Source organism: Ruania alkalisoli (genome assembly GCF_014960965.1).
GTDB lineage: Bacteria > Actinomycetota > Actinomycetes > Actinomycetales > Beutenbergiaceae > Ruania > Ruania alkalisoli.
In genome coordinates this window covers 2,136,188-2,151,891 of record NZ_CP063169.1, presented here as the reverse complement: position 1 = coordinate 2,151,891, position 15,704 = coordinate 2,136,188, and the positions used below count along the sequence as shown (strand labels likewise).

At 67.4% G+C, this 15,704-nt stretch carries 22 protein-coding genes; 8 read left to right on the top strand and 14 right to left on the bottom strand.

Going from position 1 to position 15,704, the window contains the following annotated elements; all coding sequences use genetic code 11:
- The first annotated feature begins 1 nt into the window (after position 1).
- Positions 2 to 616 carry a DinB family protein gene (locus IM660_RS09530; RefSeq protein ID WP_193499070.1) on the top strand — a complete coding sequence of 205 codons (615 nt, stop codon included), beginning with the start codon at positions 2 to 4 and terminating at the stop codon, positions 614 to 616.
- Here the strand turns inward: IM660_RS09530 and IM660_RS09525 are convergent.
- Positions 583 to 1,203: an L-threonylcarbamoyladenylate synthase gene (locus IM660_RS09525; RefSeq protein WP_193499069.1), complete on the bottom strand. Its 621-nt coding sequence runs from the start codon at positions 1,201 to 1,203 to the stop codon at positions 583 to 585. The genes IM660_RS09530 and IM660_RS09525 overlap by 34 nt on opposite strands.
- Positions 1,204 to 1,271: 68 nt before the next feature.
- On the opposite strand from IM660_RS09525, the gene IM660_RS09520 reads away from it, so the two are divergent.
- On the top strand, positions 1,272 to 2,027 hold the full coding sequence (locus IM660_RS09520) for a class I SAM-dependent methyltransferase (protein ID WP_193499068.1): 756 nt from the start codon (positions 1,272 to 1,274) through the stop codon (positions 2,025 to 2,027).
- A 12-nt stretch (positions 2,028 to 2,039) separates the two neighbouring features.
- On the opposite strand, the gene IM660_RS09515 is transcribed toward IM660_RS09520, so the two are convergent.
- The 8 genes from IM660_RS09515 to IM660_RS09480 all read right to left on the bottom strand — a co-directional run bounded on the left by IM660_RS09515 (position 2,040) and on the right by IM660_RS09480 (position 7,440).
- Positions 2,040 to 2,561 (bottom strand): MerR family transcriptional regulator, encoded by a 522-nt coding sequence (locus IM660_RS09515; protein ID WP_246465295.1) that lies wholly within the window; start codon positions 2,559 to 2,561, stop codon positions 2,040 to 2,042.
- 252 nt (positions 2,562 to 2,813) lie between these two features.
- Positions 2,814 to 3,344, bottom strand: coding sequence for a bifunctional nuclease family protein (locus IM660_RS09510; RefSeq protein ID WP_218958798.1), 531 nt, complete (start codon positions 3,342 to 3,344; stop codon positions 2,814 to 2,816).
- A 70-nt stretch (positions 3,345 to 3,414) separates the two neighbouring features.
- Positions 3,415 to 4,116, bottom strand: coding sequence for a transcriptional regulator FtsR (ftsR, locus tag IM660_RS09505; RefSeq protein WP_246465240.1), 702 nt, complete (start codon positions 4,114 to 4,116; stop codon positions 3,415 to 3,417).
- A gap of 47 nt (positions 4,117 to 4,163) precedes the next feature.
- A complete protein-coding gene (locus IM660_RS09500; protein ID WP_193499065.1) occupies positions 4,164 to 4,667 on the bottom strand; it encodes an FHA domain-containing protein in 504 nt (167 codons plus the stop codon).
- 110 nt (positions 4,668 to 4,777) lie between these two features.
- Complete coding sequence (locus IM660_RS09495; RefSeq protein WP_193499064.1) at positions 4,778 to 5,557, bottom strand: DUF881 domain-containing protein; 780 nt, start codon at positions 5,555 to 5,557, stop codon at positions 4,778 to 4,780.
- Positions 5,554 to 5,886, bottom strand: coding sequence for a small basic family protein (locus IM660_RS09490; RefSeq protein WP_159622486.1), 333 nt, complete (start codon positions 5,884 to 5,886; stop codon positions 5,554 to 5,556). Before IM660_RS09490 ends, IM660_RS09495 begins: the two co-directional genes overlap by 4 nt.
- 64 nt (positions 5,887 to 5,950) lie before the next feature.
- Positions 5,951 to 6,745, bottom strand: a complete 795-nt coding sequence (locus tag IM660_RS09485) for a DUF881 domain-containing protein (RefSeq protein ID WP_193499063.1) — start codon at positions 6,743 to 6,745, stop codon at positions 5,951 to 5,953.
- Positions 6,746 to 6,816: 71 nt separating this feature from the next.
- Positions 6,817 to 7,440, bottom strand: a complete 624-nt coding sequence (locus IM660_RS09480) for a CDP-alcohol phosphatidyltransferase family protein (protein ID WP_246465239.1) — start codon at positions 7,438 to 7,440, stop codon at positions 6,817 to 6,819.
- Between the two features lie 65 nt (positions 7,441 to 7,505).
- Here IM660_RS09480 and IM660_RS09475 point away from each other — a divergent pair, with 65 nt between their 5' ends.
- The 4 genes from IM660_RS09475 to IM660_RS09460 are packed head-to-tail and all read left to right on the top strand — an operon-like array spanning position 7,506 to position 9,599.
- Positions 7,506 to 7,811 carry an MTH1187 family thiamine-binding protein gene (locus IM660_RS09475; protein WP_193499062.1) on the top strand — a complete coding sequence of 102 codons (306 nt, stop codon included), beginning with the start codon at positions 7,506 to 7,508 and terminating at the stop codon, positions 7,809 to 7,811.
- Positions 7,812 to 7,814: 3 nt separating this feature from the next.
- The gene (locus IM660_RS09470; protein ID WP_193499061.1) at positions 7,815 to 8,390 is read left to right on the top strand and encodes a DUF4126 domain-containing protein; all 576 of its coding nucleotides are present in this window, start codon (positions 7,815 to 7,817) and stop codon (positions 8,388 to 8,390) included.
- 10 nt (positions 8,391 to 8,400) lie between these two features.
- A complete protein-coding gene (locus tag IM660_RS09465; protein ID WP_193499060.1) occupies positions 8,401 to 9,390 on the top strand; it encodes an LLM class F420-dependent oxidoreductase in 990 nt (329 codons plus the stop codon).
- Positions 9,387 to 9,599, top strand: a complete 213-nt coding sequence (locus tag IM660_RS09460; RefSeq protein WP_193499059.1) for a hypothetical protein — start codon at positions 9,387 to 9,389, stop codon at positions 9,597 to 9,599. Before IM660_RS09465 ends, IM660_RS09460 begins: the two co-directional genes overlap by 4 nt.
- Positions 9,600 to 9,602: 3 nt before the next feature.
- Here IM660_RS09460 and IM660_RS09455 read toward each other — a convergent pair whose 3' ends face one another.
- The 5 genes from IM660_RS09455 to IM660_RS09435 form a co-directional block, all read right to left on the bottom strand.
- Complete coding sequence (locus tag IM660_RS09455; protein ID WP_193499058.1) at positions 9,603 to 10,049, bottom strand: DUF4395 domain-containing protein; 447 nt, start codon at positions 10,047 to 10,049, stop codon at positions 9,603 to 9,605.
- Entirely contained in the window at positions 10,046 to 10,468 is a 423-nt protein-coding gene (locus tag IM660_RS09450; protein ID WP_193499057.1) for a thioredoxin family protein, read from the bottom strand. The genes IM660_RS09455 and IM660_RS09450 overlap by 4 nt, the downstream gene beginning before the upstream one ends.
- A 56-nt stretch (positions 10,469 to 10,524) precedes the next feature.
- On the bottom strand, positions 10,525 to 11,409 hold the full coding sequence (locus tag IM660_RS09445) for a hypothetical protein (RefSeq protein ID WP_193499056.1): 885 nt from the start codon (positions 11,407 to 11,409) through the stop codon (positions 10,525 to 10,527).
- Positions 11,406 to 12,227 (bottom strand): hypothetical protein, encoded by an 822-nt coding sequence (locus IM660_RS09440; RefSeq protein WP_193499055.1) that lies wholly within the window; start codon positions 12,225 to 12,227, stop codon positions 11,406 to 11,408. The genes IM660_RS09445 and IM660_RS09440 overlap by 4 nt, the downstream gene beginning before the upstream one ends.
- A gap of 194 nt (positions 12,228 to 12,421) precedes the next feature.
- On the bottom strand, positions 12,422 to 13,408 hold the full coding sequence (locus IM660_RS09435; RefSeq protein ID WP_193499054.1) for a siderophore-interacting protein: 987 nt from the start codon (positions 13,406 to 13,408) through the stop codon (positions 12,422 to 12,424).
- A gap of 145 nt (positions 13,409 to 13,553) precedes the next feature.
- Here IM660_RS09435 and IM660_RS09430 point away from each other — a divergent pair, with 145 nt between their 5' ends.
- Together IM660_RS09430 and IM660_RS09425 are read left to right on the top strand one after the other, a co-directional pair.
- Positions 13,554 to 14,948 (top strand): sensor histidine kinase, encoded by a 1,395-nt coding sequence (locus IM660_RS09430; protein WP_193499053.1) that lies wholly within the window; start codon positions 13,554 to 13,556, stop codon positions 14,946 to 14,948.
- 53 nt (positions 14,949 to 15,001) lie between these two features.
- Complete coding sequence (locus tag IM660_RS09425) at positions 15,002 to 15,631, top strand: response regulator (RefSeq protein ID WP_193499323.1); 630 nt, start codon at positions 15,002 to 15,004, stop codon at positions 15,629 to 15,631.
- The last annotated feature ends 73 nt before the right edge of the window (positions 15,632 to 15,704 follow it).

Sequence of the window (15,704 nt, the reverse complement as noted above, 5' to 3'; positions counted from 1 at the left end):
CATGACCCCGCACGCGGCACTACACCGGTATCTCCAGAGCCACCGGGAAGCGCTGCTATGGAAGCTCGACGGCCTCGACGAACGCCAGGTGCGATGGCCCATGACACCAACCGGCACGAACCTGCTCGGCCTCGTCAAGCACATGGCCGGCGTGGAGCAGACGTACTTCGGCACAGTCTTCGGGCGCGAGCATCCGATCCCGACGCCGTGGCTGGATGATGACGCCGAACCCAACGCAGACATGTGGGCCACATCAGCGGAGTCCCGCGAGTCGATCGTCACGTTGTACCGGAGCGTGTGGACCTTCGCGGATGACACGATCGGGTCCCTGCCCCTCGACGCACCAGGCCGTGTGCCCTGGTGGGGCGACCGCGCAGACGTGACACTCGCGCAGATCCTGGTGCATGTGAGTTGCGAGCTCGCGCGTCATACCGGCCACGCCGATATCGTCCGGGAACTTCTCGATGGCACCGCCGGTCTCCGCCCACAGGCGCTCAATCTGCCTGACGCCGGCGACACGTGGTGGATCGACTACCGGGAGAAGCTGCGCACGGTCGCCGAAGCCGCCGGGCACCCGACGCACTACTCGAAGGGTGCCGGATCCCCCGCCCCGTAACGGAGCACCTCCGCGACGCCGTCGGACAGGTCGACCACGGTGGTCGGCTCGTCGTCACACTCCCCTGCATCGATCACGGCGTCCAGAGTGTTGTCGAGGTCCTCCTTGATCTGCCAGCCGTCAGTCAACGGGCGCTCCTGGTCCGGCAGCAGGAGGGTGCTGGACAGAAGCGGCTCACCAATCTCGGCCAGCAACGCCTGCACCACCGTGTGATCCGGTATCCGGACGCCCACGGTCTTCTTCTTCGGATGCAGCAATCGTCGCGGCACATCTCTGGTTGCCGGCAGGATGAACGTGTAGGGGCCTGGTGTGGCGGCCTTCACCGCCCGAAACACGGCATTGTCCACATGCACGAACTTGCCGAGCTGAGCGAAGTCGGCGCACACGAGCGTGAAATGGTGCCGTTCGTCGAGCCGCCGTAGATCCAGGATTCGCTGCTTCGCCTGGAGGTTCCCGAGCTGAGCACCGACGGCGTAGCCCGAGTCGGTCGGATAGGCAACGAGACCGCCGTCTCGGATGATCTCCGCCACCTGACGGATCGACCGGGGCTGCGGGTTGACCGGGTGAACATCAAAGTATCGCGCCATACTCCACCTTAAGCATCCCCGGGAGGTATTCGCTCGACCGACAACGTTGGGAGCGGCACAGTGGGTCCATGCCCGACTTCGATGCACTGGTCGCAGAAGGTGACGCTGTCAGCCTGGAGGGCTGGGACTTCTCCTGGTTTGACGGGCGTGCCCACGAGGAACGACCGCCGTGGCGCTACTCCGAGATGCTCAGCGACCGGATGGCGCGGGCGCAGGCCGCGCTCGATCTGCAGACCGGCGGCGGTGAGGTGCTGGCAGAGATTGCTCACCCGCCCGCGATCTTGGCGGCCACCGAATCGTGGGAACCGAATCTGCCGGTAGCGCGCGCACGTCTCAGCTCCCTCGGCGCCCGGGTGGTGCAGGCTCCCGACGAAGGCCCACTCCCCTTCACCGACAGCGCCTTCGACCTAGTATCGGCCAGGCTTCCGGTGGTCAACCCGTGGTCGGAGATTGCCCGCGTGCTCACCCCTGGTGGCACGTTTCTCTCCCACCAGGTCGGGCATGCGACAAACATCGAACTCACGCGAGCCATGATGGGTGAACACATCCAGCCAGCGGGCCGCTGCCCGGAGCACGAGGCAGAGACGGCACGAGCGCACGGACTGCAGGTGGTCGATCTACGTCGAGCGACATGCCGCGTCGAGTTCTACGACGTCGCGGCTGTCGTGCACTTCCTGCGGAAGGTGGTCTGGACAGTTCCCGGATTCACCTCAGTCGGGTACCGGCGGCAACTACGCACCGTGCACGAGATCATTCAACGCGACGGTCTGTTCCTCTCGCATTCCACCCGGTTCCTGATCGAGGCACGCAAACAGGTGCTGTAGCCAGGATCAACGTCAGCCGATGCGCCGGGCGGCGCGACGCTTCGCAAGCTCATCGTCAACCGAGGCCTGAGCCTCGTCCTCGGCCTTCTCTGTGGGCAACTCGGCGAGGCTTCCCTCAACTTCGCGCCACACCCGGCCGACGGCGATGCCGAAGACACCCTGACCACCCTGGACGAGGTCGAACACCTCATCGGCGGATGTGCACTCATAGACCGAGGCACCATCACTCATCAGCGTGATCTGCGCGAGGTCGTCTACGCCACGTTCACGCAGGTGCTCGACGGCTGAGCGAATCTGCTGCAGCGAGACGCCGGTGTCCAGCAATCGCTTGATGACCTTGATGACAAGGATGTCCCGGAAGCTGTACAACCGGTGGGTTCCCGAGCCCGTAGCCGGCCGGATGCTGGGCTCAACCAGACCCGTCCGTGCCCAGTAGTCCAACTGTCGGTAGGTGATGCCCGCGGCACGGCACGCGGTCGGACCACGGTAGCCGGTCGTGGTGTCCAGGTCCGGCAGGGTGTCACCGAACAGCATCCCCTGGGCCCGCTGCGGGATGCCTGGGGTGGCGTCCGCCTGTGCGTCGCTGCCGCTCACGCCTTCTCCATTCTCATACCGGACTTACACCACTGTACTCCGTGGCGTCCGACGACGGTGGTCTGGGGTCAGATCGACCTTCCGAACACGACGCTATTGGTCCGGAGGGGCCGGGTCAACGACATGCGCACGGAAGCGTGTCGGCGTGTCGCTCGCGGCGAGTCTTACCCTCGAGTTCAGGTTAAGAGTTGGTCACGATCGGTCGTCGTTGCCATCGGAGAAATCCTCGGGATCAACCGAGTCGAGGAACGATCGGAACTCCGCGACCCGCTCCTCCGCTTCATCGGTACCCAGGGTTCCCGTGAGGTGGACGTGCTCACGGTCATCCTCGTCGACGTCGAGCACCACAGCCGCCTCTTCAAGTACGGCATCGGCGCACCACACCTCAACTCCGGCCCGCAACCCGACAGCGATCGCATCCGAGGCACGTGAATCCACCCGGCTACCGTTGCTCAGCACAATCTCGGCGATGAAAGTACCCTCGCGCAGCTCGGTGATCGCCACCCGTTGAACCTTCATCCCTGTGGCCTCAACGCACGCAAGCAGCAGGTCATGCGTTCCCGGCCGCGGCATCGGCATGCCAGCCTGCACCGTCGCGATGGCGACCGCTTCGTGCGGCCCGATGACGATGGGCAGCGAGCGCGATCCCTCACGCTCATTGAGCAACACGAGAACCTCGTGCTCAGGTGCGTTCAACCGCACCCGCACTCCGAGAACCTCCATCTGTCGCACGCCACCACGCTACGCCGCACATGCCTCACGTGCGAACCTCGGGCCGGCGGGTGACCGGTTGTCACTCCATCCGATCCACACCGGCGCCCAGGAGCGCCGTGTGTAGCGAGGTCATCGTGCGGGCAAGCTCAGTCGCCATCGCATGCGACTTGGCCCGCGAACCACTGGCCGAGGGTCCGGTGCGCTGGGAACGTACGGGGGCCACGATCTGCTCGACCAGGTCAAGCTGGCGTTCTGCCGCGCTTCGTAGCGTCCGCAGATGACGATCGTCGATGCCATGAGAGGCGAGTTCGTCGGCGAGCCGCACGATCTCGACCGAGCCGCCGGGATACTTCCCCGCCGCGTCGGCCACCAGGAGACCGGTCGCGGTGAGCGCGGCAATCCGGTCCACGCTGCACCCGGCCTGCTCGGCAACCTGCTCGGGCGTGAGCCGTCCGTGCGGTGCCGGGTCGGCGATGAGATCTCCGTCCTCGGTCACCACCCGTGCACCTGGCGCTGGGACGTCTGCTCCCCCGGCGTCGAGATCGGCCAGTCGCTCCCGGATCACCTTCCACGGCAGGAAGGAGTCTCGCTGCGCCGCGAGGGCGAACCGCAACCGTTCCACGTCGGCCAGCGAGTAGCGCCGGTAGCCGGACGGGGTCCGGTGCGGGCTGACCAGACCTTGATCTTCGAGGAAGCGGACCTTGGATACCGAGATCGCCGGGAACTCACGCTTGAGTACCGACAGTGCGCCGCTGATGTTCATCGTCGGTGTGCGTGACACGCCGAACGGCCAGCTCGGGGCGTCCTCCTCGCGGGCGGCAGCTGAGCTCACTGGCCCGGGTCGCCCGTGTGCTCGCCCTGTCCCGCCACTGGGCGTCGCGGGCTCGGATGAAAGGTCAAACGGTACTTGCCGATCTGGACCTCGTCTCCTGCCTGGAGCACGGCCTCATCGATGCGAGTGCGGTTCACGTAGGTGCCGTTCAGGCTGCCCACGTCCCGGACTGTGAATTCACCGGCATGGCCGAGGAACTCGGCATGCTTGCGCGAGACCGTCACATCATCCAGGAAGATGTCGGCCGAGGTGTCACGACCGGCGGTCACTCGCTCGGCGTCGAGGAGAAACCGCGCGCCGGCGTTGGGGCCGTGCTGCACGATGAGGAGTGCCGAGGAGGGCGGGAGCGCCTCCACTGCCGCGCGATCCGAGGCGTCAATCGTTCCTGGGACCTGTTCGCCGGCATCGGCCGGCACGATTCGGCCGAGCGCCGCCGTGGTGTGCGGCGCAGGGCCCCGGTCGGCTTCCTCGCCGCCCTGCCCGTTCTGCTGCTCGGTCATCCTCGTGCCTCCCCGGTACCTGACATTCGCTCCCGCCGGGGTGGGCGGGTGCGCGTGGTCGCAGACTCTACCCGCACCACTCTAGTTCGCGAGCGCATCGGGCGGGAACGTCAGGATCCGTTCTCGACCGGTTCGGCGAACTCCGGGTCGGGAATGTCACGTACCGCAGTGATCTGGACGAGTTCGCGTTCGGACATCTCGACGCTCGCTCCAGCAGTACGCATGATCGCGAACGCGCCACCGGGGATGTCCAGTGCCACGGCGATGGTGTCGGCATTACCGATCACACGCCACTCGTAAGGCGACTCGATCACGTTGCCGTTGACTGTCATCCCACCGTCGGCAGTGTCCACGAACGCTGATGAGGCGGTCAGCCGTTGCCCGGAAACCGCAATCGCCTCCGCACCCGCGTTTCGCATCTCCTCGAGCATGTGCACCATCTGCTGCGCGTTGACGTCGTCGTCCGGGTCCTCCACCGTCACCACCACGCCGGGGCCCTCCACGGGGACCGTCCCAGCGAGGATGTTCAGCAGATCGAGCTGATCCTCTTGCAGAGCCCGCCCGTCCGAGCCGGAGAGCAGGCTGTCGCGCTGCCTCGTCAGCTGCGCGCTCTGGTCGGCGAGCTCCTCGTTTCGCTGGGTCACCTCATCCAGCAACCGGACGAGGTCGTCCTCTCGCAGGGCCGAGAACTCGTCGCCCTGCGTCTGACGTACCTGAGCCACGATCGCGAAGCCGAGCAGCACGCACATCGCACCGATGAGCAGCTGGGATCGAAGGGAGCGACCACGTCCGTCCGACTGTGGCGCCCTCGCCGAAGGGGGCACCCCCTCCGGCCCGTTCTCGGGACCGTCGCCGTCCTCTGCGCGGTGAGCGCCGCTGTGGTGGGTCATGCCTTGAAGACATGCCGCCGGATCGAAGCGGCGTTGGAGAAGATCCGGATTCCGAGCACCACCACCACTGCGGTACTGAGCTGGGAGCCCACGCCCAGCTGATCGCCGAGGAAGACCAAGAAGGCCGCGATGAGCACGTTGAACAGGAAGGAGGTGACGAAGACTCGTTCGTCGAACACTTCCTCCAGCCGCGCCCGTACGGCACCGAAGAGGGCGTCCAACGCCGCTACGACGGCAATGGGCAGGTACGGCTGCAACTCAGCAGGGACAGACGGCTGCAGGATGAGCCCGAACACGACTCCGACGATGAGGCCGGCAACGGCGATCATCGCAACCTCCCTTCGCCGTCGCGCAACAGTCTGACACGCCAACCGCGGTGCCCGTGGTCGCGCCTCATGACGATTCGGTCACGAGGCTCGGCGCCAGAGACGTGCCGGCGGCAAGGCGCAGTTCGTCTGCGCGCTCGACCGACGAACTAATGGACGCCTGGGCCGCCAGGAAGTTCAGGAATCCTGCGGCCTGGGTCCGCGCGAACTGGGTACGCATGCCGTCCGGGTCACCGATCGCCTCGATCCGATATGGGGAGATCATCGGCTGCAGGTCCACGAGGATGGCATCCCCGGCCGTCCGGATGGCCGTCTGCGCGGTCAAACGATGCCCGTTGACGGCGATCGCCTCGGCCCCGGATGCCCACAGCCCGTTGACGACGAGCTGAAGATCCACGTCGCGCACGCGACCGTACTCAGCATCTGGTTCGCCGCTGTTCGCGGACGCTGAGTCGCTCAGCGTGACGACCATCCCGGGCCCTTCGACGGCGGTCGTGCCGACTGCACTCCCGATCCGCTCGGTCAGCTCGAGCAGTTCCTCGGCCTCGGTTCCCAGGGCCTGCTCCTGCAACTCGGCGATCTCGCCGCGCAGCGCAGTGTTCTGCGCCATCAGCTCCTCCCCGGTAGCCGATCGCTCCCGGATCTGCGCAACCAGGACGTCCGAGGCTGTCTCGACGCCGGCCGGGGTACGCAGCTCGCGCGCGGCCCAGACAGCGGTCAGGCCCAGAACGAGCGCCAGAAGGAAGGTCAGGCCGCGACGCACGGGAGTGGCAGGCCGCGCAGTGCCCTGCCTACGTGCTTCGCTTGCGGCCGCATAGCCGAGGTCCAGCGGACGTTCGAGCACCTCGTTGAGCAGCGTCATCGAGGCGTCCGGCCGTCGGGCGTTCGGTCCTCCGGGCGCATACCCAGATTGCCGCGGAGCCGGGTACCGCGTCACGCCGGCACCGCCCGGCCGGTCAGCACGTCACGGAACTGCTTCACGTAAAGAAGCCCGGCGACCCAGTACAAGAACACTCCCCAGAGCGCGGCAGCCCACCCGACGACCCAGGCCACCTCACCGACCGTTCCCTCCACATGCGCAAGCAGCAGTAGCGGGAATGCGTACATGAGCGCGAACGTTCCTGCTTTTCCTGCCATGTGCACCGGGAAGCCCGCATACCCACGCCGGGCCATCGCCGGCAGGCAGAGACCCACGGCGGCTTCCCGCGCCACGATCGCCACAACCAGCCACCACGGAATCGTTCCCTGATAGGCGAGCCCGGTGATTGTCACCAGGATGAAGAGGCGATCGGCCGATGGATCGAGGAACTTGCCCAGGCGCGATGTCTGATCGAACCGGCGGGCGATCACGCCGTCCAGCCAATCGCTGACCCCGGCTAGCACCAGCACGAAGAATGCCGCCACCATGTGGCCGCTGAAGATCAGCACGCCGACCACTGGCACCATCAGCAACCGCAGAAGGCTGATGGCATTCGGGACGGTGAGGATCCGGTCGCTCATTGCCGGGCTGTCGTCAGGCCGGTGCTCAGACCGGCGGGGACCCTCTGACGCGCTCACGCCACGATGCTATGCGATCGTCGCTCCCCCATCGATCGACACGGGCGTTCTGCCACACTGGTGCCATGCTCCTAGCGTTCTCCGTGGCGCCTCTCGGTGCCGGCGACTCGGTGACAGCCGCCGTCGCCGATGCGGTCGCCATCGTGCGTGCGAGCGGGCTGCCGCACCGTACCGATGCCATGTTCACGACTATCGAAGGTGAATGGGACGAGGTCTTCGCCGTTGTCCGCGAAGCGACCGATGCGGTCGCCGCCCACGGTCATCGGATCACCTTGGTGATGAAGGCCGACATCCGACCCGGTCATACCGGTGAGCTGGACGCGAAGGTCGCACGGGTCGAGAGCGCCCTTGCCGAGCGGCAGGACGGCTGACCGGTGGAGCTGCTGACCGGCAGCGGCCTTGCCCTCGCATCCGGACTGAACGCCTATGTCCCGATGCTGATGATCGGTCTCCTCAGCCGATACACCACGCTGGTGTCCCTTCCGCCGGAATGGGCATGGATCACCAACGGGTGGGTGCTCGTGGTACTCGGAGTGCTGCTTGCCGTCGAGGTGGTCGCGGACAAAGTCCCGGCCGTGGACCATGTCAACGACATCCTGCAGACGGTGGTACGACCGACGGCGGGTGGAATCGTGTTCGCGGCAGGTTCGGGTGCCGTCACTCCAGCGACGACTGACCCGGGTGAATTCCTCACCAGCGCCGCAGTGCTTCCCTTCGCCTGCGGCGTGGTGCTCGCCCTGATCACCCACATCGGCAAGGCGGGTGTGCGCGCCGGGGTCAATCTCTCCACGGCAGGTGTCGGCGCGCCGGTGGCCTCCACAGTCGAGGACATCACGGCCGTCGCGCTCACGATCGTCGCGCTCCTTCTCCCGGTGCTGGTACTCGTCCTCGTCACGGCGGCGGCTGTCGTCGTGTGGCGATTGCAGCGACGACGTACCAGAGCAGCGTAGGTTGAGCACTATGGAATTCGGCTTCTTCATCCCGCAGGGCTGGCGCTTCGATCTGGTGGGCATCGACCCGGTCGACCACTGGAACGTGATGAACGGACTCGCCCAGGTGGCCGACGCAGGCGCCTGGGACTCGATCTGGGTCTACGACCACTTCCACACGACCCCGGTTCCGAGTAAGGAGGCAACTCACGAGGCATGGACACTGATGTCCGCCTTTGCCGCCTCCACCTCCAGCGTCAAGCTGGGCCAGATGTGCACGTGTATGGCGTATCGCAACCCGGCCTATCTGGCGAAGGTCGCCGCAACGGTCGACATCATCTCCGGTGGACGCGCGCAGATGGGGATCGGCGGCGGATGGTACGAGCACGAATGGCGGGCATATGGCTACGGCTTTCCGCGCGCCGGGCAGCGCCTCGGCATGCTCGACGAAGGCGTGCAGATCATGCGCCAGGCCTGGACCGACGGCGTGGCGACGCTCAATGGGACGCACTATCAGGTCGACGGTGCGATCGTGCAGCCCCGCCCATTGCAGGACGGCGGACTACCGCTGTGGATCGCCGGCGGTGGTGAGAAGGTGACGCTGAAGATCGCCGCACGCTACGCCACCCACACGAATTTCGACGGATCGCCAGACGGCTTCGCCCACAAGAGTCAGGTCCTGCGTGAGCACTGCGACCAGGTCGGCACCGACTTCGACACCATCGTTCGATCCTCCAACTACAACACGGCGATCGGGTCGAGCGAGGCCGAGGTCGCCGATCGGCTGTGGCAGCTGGAGGATCGGATGACCGCTGCTGTGGGCGCGGACCGGGCCGCACAGATCGTCGCCGGCTACCGTGCGTCCCTGACGACGGGAACTCCGGAGCAGGTCGTAGAACGGCTGAGCGGGATGCAGGAGGCCGGGATGACGTACGCGATCCTCTATTTCCCAGAGGCTGCCTACGACCGCTCAGGTATCGAGCTGTTCGAGCGGCAGGTCCTCCCGGAGCTCATCCGATGAGCAGCCCCCAGCGTCCGCGCATCCACCGCGACCGCCGACTGTGGCGGCTCGGCACGAAGCAGATGCTGATCACGTTGGCTGTGATCCTGCTGATCAACCTGGTCGCCTATCGGCTAGGCCTCGGATGGGGAGGGACGCTCGTGCTCTGCGCGCTGATCGCGTTCTCGTGGCCATTCGTCGCCACCTGGTGGCACCGGCGGCGCCGGTAGCGCTCAGGCCACGGTGGGACGGCGCAAGCGCCGGAGCAGCACGTACATCTCACATCCGAGGCAGAAACCGAACACAGCGTTCAGGAATGCGGCCACCAGAGCCACACCGGCGAACACCGGCGGCGCCCAGGTCACCCCGAGCAAGCCAAGCACCAGTCCGGCAGCAGTGATGAGCAGACCGACTGCCTGTGCGAATCGCGGTGGTGCCGGATCTTCCAGCTCGGCCGGAGGTCCGAGACGGGGCTGGATCACGCGCCGGTAGAGCGCCCCCTGCCAGGTGCGCCCGACTCCTGCGGCCGTACCGAGCGCAAACGATGCGACCACCACCGCGAGAACGACCAGTCCCGCGGCGCCGCTCAGCAGGATCACGGCGATGAGTAGCACACTCGTGATGCCGGCTCCGACTCGCGGCCCACGTGGGTCGATCCCTGTTCCACTGGTCCCGGTCATTGAGCTGCCACCAACGACAGCGCCTCGCGCGCACGGGTCGGCGAGGCGGCGCCACCCACACGGGCACGCAATCGGCCGACATTGTCGAAAACCAGGCTGGTGGGTGTGCTGAGGACGCCGAACGCGGTCGCCAACTCCAGATGCTCAGTCACGTCCACCTCGACGAATGCGTCCGGCGCCGACGTGACGCTGCGCCAGGCCCGGGCGGTGGGACCGCAAGCGGAGCAGTGTGGCCCGGAGAACTGCACAACGACCTGCCCAGCACCGGCCGGAACGGGCACTCTGGCCGCGATGACCTCCAGCCCGCTTCCGTGCTCCACCCGACGTGGACGCCGCCTGTGCTGCAGCAGGAGCCAGCCCAGCGTGGCGGCACCAAGAAGCACCACGACCACCGCAAGGCGGATCCAGAGTTCGGTCATCCGTTCACGATAGGCGCGCCTGCCTGCCGGCAAGGCGGACGCCACTGACGTCTCGGTCAGTGAGATGTGGTATTACGCTCTGCTGCCGTGAGCAGGTCGACGGCTTGGGCCAGCGCGCTCCGCGCCTGATCCCGGGTACGCGCGGCGCGTTGGTGCTCGCGGGCCGTCTGCTCGAGCTCTCGTTCCAGCTCTTCCCACTGTTTGCGCGTCTCATCGACCCGGGTACGTAGCGAGGTCATGGCGGTGTCGTACTCGGCCACCTTCCCGGTCGCTCGCTCGAGCGCGCTCTCCAGACGTGCCACGCGTCGCTCGGCCGCGCGGATCTCCGCGGCACGCTCGGCGCGCCCTCGCGACGACCGCGCGGTCCCGCTCTGGTCCGCACGCCCCGACGGGACCGGAACCAGCGGCGACCCTGGCCGCAGTGGCTCTGGCGGCCTGCCCGGCACCTCTGCCAGTGCGGTCACCGAACGCGGATCGATTCCAGGGCTCAATGGGCGCACCAGCCTGCCCGTGACGATCGCCTGCTCCGCAGCCTCCTCGCTTAGCGCCGCCACGAGTGTCTCGTTCACCTGATCGCGAGTGCTCGTGCTCAACGGTGCGTCGAGCTCGGCGCAGATCGCGGCTAGCTCGCCAGCGATCGTGGCCAGAAGAACGCGTCTCTCCCCCGACAAGGTCCGGAGCTCGTCAGCGTCGGCGCGCGCGTGCGCCGCCCGCAGTGCGCGTCCGAGTTCCAGAAGCTGGGCGAGACGTTCTGGCATCTGCCAGACAAGCATGTTGACGGCCCATGCGGCGCGCACTGGTTTCGGCAGTTCGCGCAGGCGAGCGGCCGCATCCGGCGCGTCGCGGGCTAGCGCATCAGCCTGTTCCCGGCGGACCTGGACGAACGCGGCCGGCCTCGCGCGGTACACCACGGCTGCAGCGTCCACCAGCAGATCGGTCACCGCTGGCCGATCTCCGCCTCAAGGGTCACAGTGCGTCCGGTGACCGTGAGTCCGACATCTCGGACAGTGGCACCACCGAACGTCAACGCGCTGAGGTCGACCGTGTGACCCTCCCACTGCGTCAGGCGCCCGCGGACTGCCGCCAGCGCGATCCCGACCAGGGGGCTGGCACTGCGCACTCCCAGATCTCGCAGCGCGAGGACCATATCCGTGCCGACCTCGGCCGTGGCCGTGCCCACGACCACCGCGCGCAATGGTCCCCGTCGAATGGTGGCCTCCACCTCGAGCCGAATCGCCCGGGGGCTCAGGGATGTCGCGTCCAGGTGGGCACCTACCAGCGAGAATCCGGTCGCCGCGACGCGCTCGGAAAGGGTCGAGACCAGGACCGGCTCGATAGCATCCAGGCTCGCACTGACACGGGCCTTCCCGCGCAGCCCATTCCCGGCCTCATCTGTGGGGGCAAGCCACCACCGCCCATCAGAGCGCGGCTGGTACGTGATCGCGAGGCCGCGGATGCTGGCGTGAGCATGAACCGGCACACCCTCGATGATGACCGGCTCGGCGTGAATCACCAGCGCCTGGACCTCACGACGGGTGGCCTCTCCATCTGGCGGTGGCAGGTCCTGACGCCCCGGTCGGCTCAGTTCCACTCCGGTCAGGTCCAGATCGAGCCTGCCGATCCGCCCGTCAGGGTCAACCGCGGAGGCAACAGTGACACGACCAGAGGCCGGGTGCAGCCTCTCGTTGATGCCGTCGGCGAGCCGGTCGTCCAGCTCGGGGGCCGTCGTCGGGGGTGCAGCGGATCCGAGCGGGAACATCGGGCCTCCAGGTTGCGGGCATCGTCGTCGGGGAGATGGTGACAGACACAGGTCCCGGCCGCTCCCCCGAACGGCCGGGACCTGCTCTCCGCCGACGCGTCAGGACACGTGCGAGGCGGCCTCACCATGGTCCACCGTCCACGCCGATGCTACCGGCGCCCTGCACTCCGGCGCCCGGATCTGCGCGGCGCTGCTCATTGCCCTTCGGCACGCCCGTCGCGCCAGTACCCCATGAAGGCCACCCGACGGCGGCACACGCCGATCTCGGTGACCAGCACCCTCCGTAGCGTCTTGATCACGGCGGCCTCTCCGGCGAACCAGGCGTAGAACGCCGCGCCACACCGCTCCCGCCTCCCGCAGGTGTCAGGTGCTGCTCGCATCACCGGCGAGTCCCACAGGATGGCGGAATCGATGTCGACGTCCTCGACATCGGTGCCGTTGCCGGGCCCGACGAGGTCGGCATGCTGACGCACCCATTCCGTGACCGCTGGCAACAGCAAGTCGCCGTGCGAGCGGTTCTCCCGGCCCAGCCACGTGATCGACACCCCCTCCGGCAGATTCGGCTTGAGTGCGTCGGCAGCGGTCGGTACCTCGATGAATGCCCGCGCCCGTCTGCCCGGCTCGAGCCGCTCCAGGATCGCGCAGATAGCTGGCGCCGCGGTCTCATCTCCGGCGAGCAGCAGGTCCCGTGCGTCCCCAGGCGCCCAGTCACGCCCCCCGCCCGAACCTGTCGAACGTCCGTCGGGTCCGCTGATGACCAGTTCATCCCCGACGGCGGCGCGTGCGATCCAGCGCGAGGCGGGCCCGGCGTCCCCGTGGGAGACCATGTCGACGTCAATCTCGGCCCGCTCCGGGCGTACCGCCCGGACGGTGTAGGTGCGGATGGGACCGCGCTCCTCAGCGGACAGACCACGCCACCGCTCGTACCAAGTCCCCGCCCGGCACGTCTGTTCATCGTCGGCTCCGACGTCGCACAACGTCCCGTCAGCCCGCGGGAACATCAGCTTGATGCGCTGATCATCGCCATCAGTTCCGAACCAGTGCAGCTGCGGTCCAGTAAAGGTCACGCGCACGAAATGCGGCGTCAGCCACTGCAGCGCACGCACCTGGACGGCGTAGGGCCGGTAGGCGGGACGATCGTCCTTCACGAGGTCAGCAACGACGACGGGTGAGGTGAGCATTGCCTTAGTCAATCATGGTCCGGCTAGTTTTGTGACCATCGGGTGCCGTAATCCACCCACCCGGTGGTGCATGTGTCGGCACGTACACGCGACTCCATCTCACGACGGAGGCGCCAGAGGCGCATCGCGGATACGCTCACCGACGATGTCCGAGACACCCACGCCCCGCGGCCGGCGCCTGTTCGGCTGGTTGAACGATCCGGACGAACCGTGGTGGGAGCGGCCGGGGCCGACAACCGCGCAACAGCGCCGTGACGTCATCGGTGCCCTCGTCTACCTCGCGGTGGCGCTCGGTGTCGTCGCCTTGTCGAAGTCCTACGGGATGCGTCTCGAGGACGAGGCCGGCTGGCGCGCCTATCTCGCTGTGGCGTTGATGGTGTTCCCGCTCAGTGTGCGGCGGCGGTGGCCGCTACCGGTGCTCGTGCTCGCGTCTGGTCTGTTCGTGGCGCTGGCCTATCTCAGCCCAGAGGTCGCGATCTCCGTGCCGTTCCAGGTGGCCTACTTCGCCGCGCTGTACTCAGCGGTCGCGTGGGCGCCCGACCGCCGCCTGCTGTGGATTCTCACGGCAGGGGTGGTCGTGGCGATGGCCTTGTGGATCACGATCGCCTTGACGATCACCAACGCCGCCGGTCAGATGAGCGGCCTGTTCGAGCATGGTGCCGGACCGCTGCCGCCGCTGGTGGCCTACGCCCTGTACACGGCCCTGCTCAACGCCGCCTATTTCGGCGGCGCCGTCCTGATCGGTCGCACGGCCTGGCGTACGGCCCTGGACCGGGTCCGGGTCCGCGCGCAGGCTGAGCAGATTGCCGAGCAGGCTGCCGAGCTCGCACGCCGTGCCGTGCTCGAGGAGCGGGTACGGATCGCACGTGAGCTGCACGACGTCATCGCTCACCACGTCTCAGTGATCGGAGTGCAAGCTGCTGCCTCCCGTCGCATGCTGCCAGTCGATCCCGAACGCAGCGCGCAGGCACTGCGGACCATCGAATCGACCAGCCGCGAGGCGGTCGAAGAGATGCGGTCTCTGCTGCACATCCTGCGCAACGACGAGACGCCCTCCGATTCCCGGGCACCCGAGCCCGGGCTGGGGGACATTGACGCTCTCGCCCGAACCCACCGCGAAGCCGGCCTGATCGTGACCGTCGAGCGCGTCGAGGCCGAACCGGGGGATCTGAATCGGGCCGCTGCACCGCTGTCGTTGTCCGCGTACCGGTGCGTGCAGGAATCGCTCACCAATGTGCGCTCCCACTCCACGGCTCGTCGCGCCTCGGTGACGCTACGCACCGGAGGCGAGCCTGCGCCGTCGTGGTTGGAGGTGGAGGTGCTCGACGACGGCCGGCCCCGGGGCGCGACGTCCGGGACTGGCTACGGTTTACGCGGCATCCGGGAGCGAGCAGCGTTACATCACGGCGAGGTTGACGCCGGCCCGCGCGAGCCCGGGCCGGGCTGGCGCGTTCGGGTACGGTTCCCCTACCGAGAGGCTGCCGGAAACGGGCCAAGCGGGGCCGGAACCGTCACTGCTAGCGAGGGAGAGTCCGCGTGAGCATTCGCGTCGCACTCGTCGACGATCAAGCACTCGTGCGCTCCGGCTTCGCGATGGTGCTCTCTGTCGAGCCCGACATCGACGTCGTCGGTCAGGCGGCCGACGGAAACGCCGCACTCGACCTACTCCGGCGCACAGCTGTCGACGTCGTCCTGATGGATGTGCAGATGCCGGCGATGGACGGCATCGAAGCCACCCGACAGGTCGTCGGCGAGGACCTGGCCAAGGTCATCATCCTGACGACCTTCGACCGCGACGACTACCTGTTCGCCGCGCTGGAGGCCGGAGCGAGCGGGTTCCTGCTCAAGAACGCCGACCCGGACGACCTCGTCGGAGCCATCCACGCAGTTGCGGATGGGCACGCGCTGCTCGCACCGGAACTGACGGTCCGTGTCATCCAGCGCCTGGTACAGCGTCCCGAGGTCACTGTCGCAGATGGCGGCGGCGAGGGCGCAACGAGACACCCCGTCCCCGCTCCTCCGATCGAGCCGCTGACCGCACGAGAGCGTGACGTATTGGCACTCGTCGCCGAGGGTATGTCGAATGCCGAGATCGCCACCCGCCTCTTCGTGGGCGAATCCACGGTGAAGACGCACGTCTCGCACGTCCTGGCCAAGATCGGTGCGCGGGACCGCGTGCAGGCCGTCGTCTATGCCCATCGCACCGGACTGACCGCTCCCTGAGCGCGCCAGAGCGTGGAGCCTCCTCCGCAGGAGGGAGCACCGCATATCCGCCGCGCGGCGGACGACTCCGAAG

Coding starts and splice junctions, on each gene's coding strand:
- IM660_RS09530 (WP_193499070.1), top strand. CDS start 2: ATGACCCCGCACGCGGCACTACACCGGTATCTCCAGAGCCACCGGGAA.
- IM660_RS09525 (WP_193499069.1), bottom strand. CDS start 1,203: ATGGCGCGATACTTTGATGTTCACCCGGTCAACCCGCAGCCCCGGTCG.
- IM660_RS09520 (WP_193499068.1), top strand. CDS start 1,272: ATGCCCGACTTCGATGCACTGGTCGCAGAAGGTGACGCTGTCAGCCTG.
- IM660_RS09515 (WP_246465295.1), bottom strand. CDS start 2,561: ATGCTGTTCGGTGACACCCTGCCGGACCTGGACACCACGACCGGCTAC.
- IM660_RS09510 (WP_218958798.1), bottom strand. CDS start 3,344: ATGGAGGTTCTCGGAGTGCGGGTGCGGTTGAACGCACCTGAGCACGAG.
- IM660_RS09500 (WP_193499065.1), bottom strand. CDS start 4,667: ATGACCGAGCAGCAGAACGGGCAGGGCGGCGAGGAAGCCGACCGGGGC.
- IM660_RS09495 (WP_193499064.1), bottom strand. CDS start 5,557: ATGACCCACCACAGCGGCGCTCACCGCGCAGAGGACGGCGACGGTCCC.
- IM660_RS09490 (WP_159622486.1), bottom strand. CDS start 5,886: ATGATCGCCGTTGCCGGCCTCATCGTCGGAGTCGTGTTCGGGCTCATC.
- IM660_RS09485 (WP_193499063.1), bottom strand. CDS start 6,745: ATGACGCTGCTCAACGAGGTGCTCGAACGTCCGCTGGACCTCGGCTAT.
- IM660_RS09475 (WP_193499062.1), top strand. CDS start 7,506: ATGCTCCTAGCGTTCTCCGTGGCGCCTCTCGGTGCCGGCGACTCGGTG.
- IM660_RS09465 (WP_193499060.1), top strand. CDS start 8,401: ATGGAATTCGGCTTCTTCATCCCGCAGGGCTGGCGCTTCGATCTGGTG.
- IM660_RS09460 (WP_193499059.1), top strand. CDS start 9,387: ATGAGCAGCCCCCAGCGTCCGCGCATCCACCGCGACCGCCGACTGTGG.
- IM660_RS09455 (WP_193499058.1), bottom strand. CDS start 10,049: ATGACCGGGACCAGTGGAACAGGGATCGACCCACGTGGGCCGCGAGTC.
- IM660_RS09450 (WP_193499057.1), bottom strand. CDS start 10,468: ATGACCGAACTCTGGATCCGCCTTGCGGTGGTCGTGGTGCTTCTTGGT.
- IM660_RS09440 (WP_193499055.1), bottom strand. CDS start 12,227: ATGTTCCCGCTCGGATCCGCTGCACCCCCGACGACGGCCCCCGAGCTG.
- IM660_RS09435 (WP_193499054.1), bottom strand. CDS start 13,408: ATGCTCACCTCACCCGTCGTCGTTGCTGACCTCGTGAAGGACGATCGT.
- IM660_RS09430 (WP_193499053.1), top strand. CDS start 13,554: ATGTCCGAGACACCCACGCCCCGCGGCCGGCGCCTGTTCGGCTGGTTG.
- IM660_RS09425 (WP_193499323.1), top strand. CDS start 15,002: ATGGTGCTCTCTGTCGAGCCCGACATCGACGTCGTCGGTCAGGCGGCC.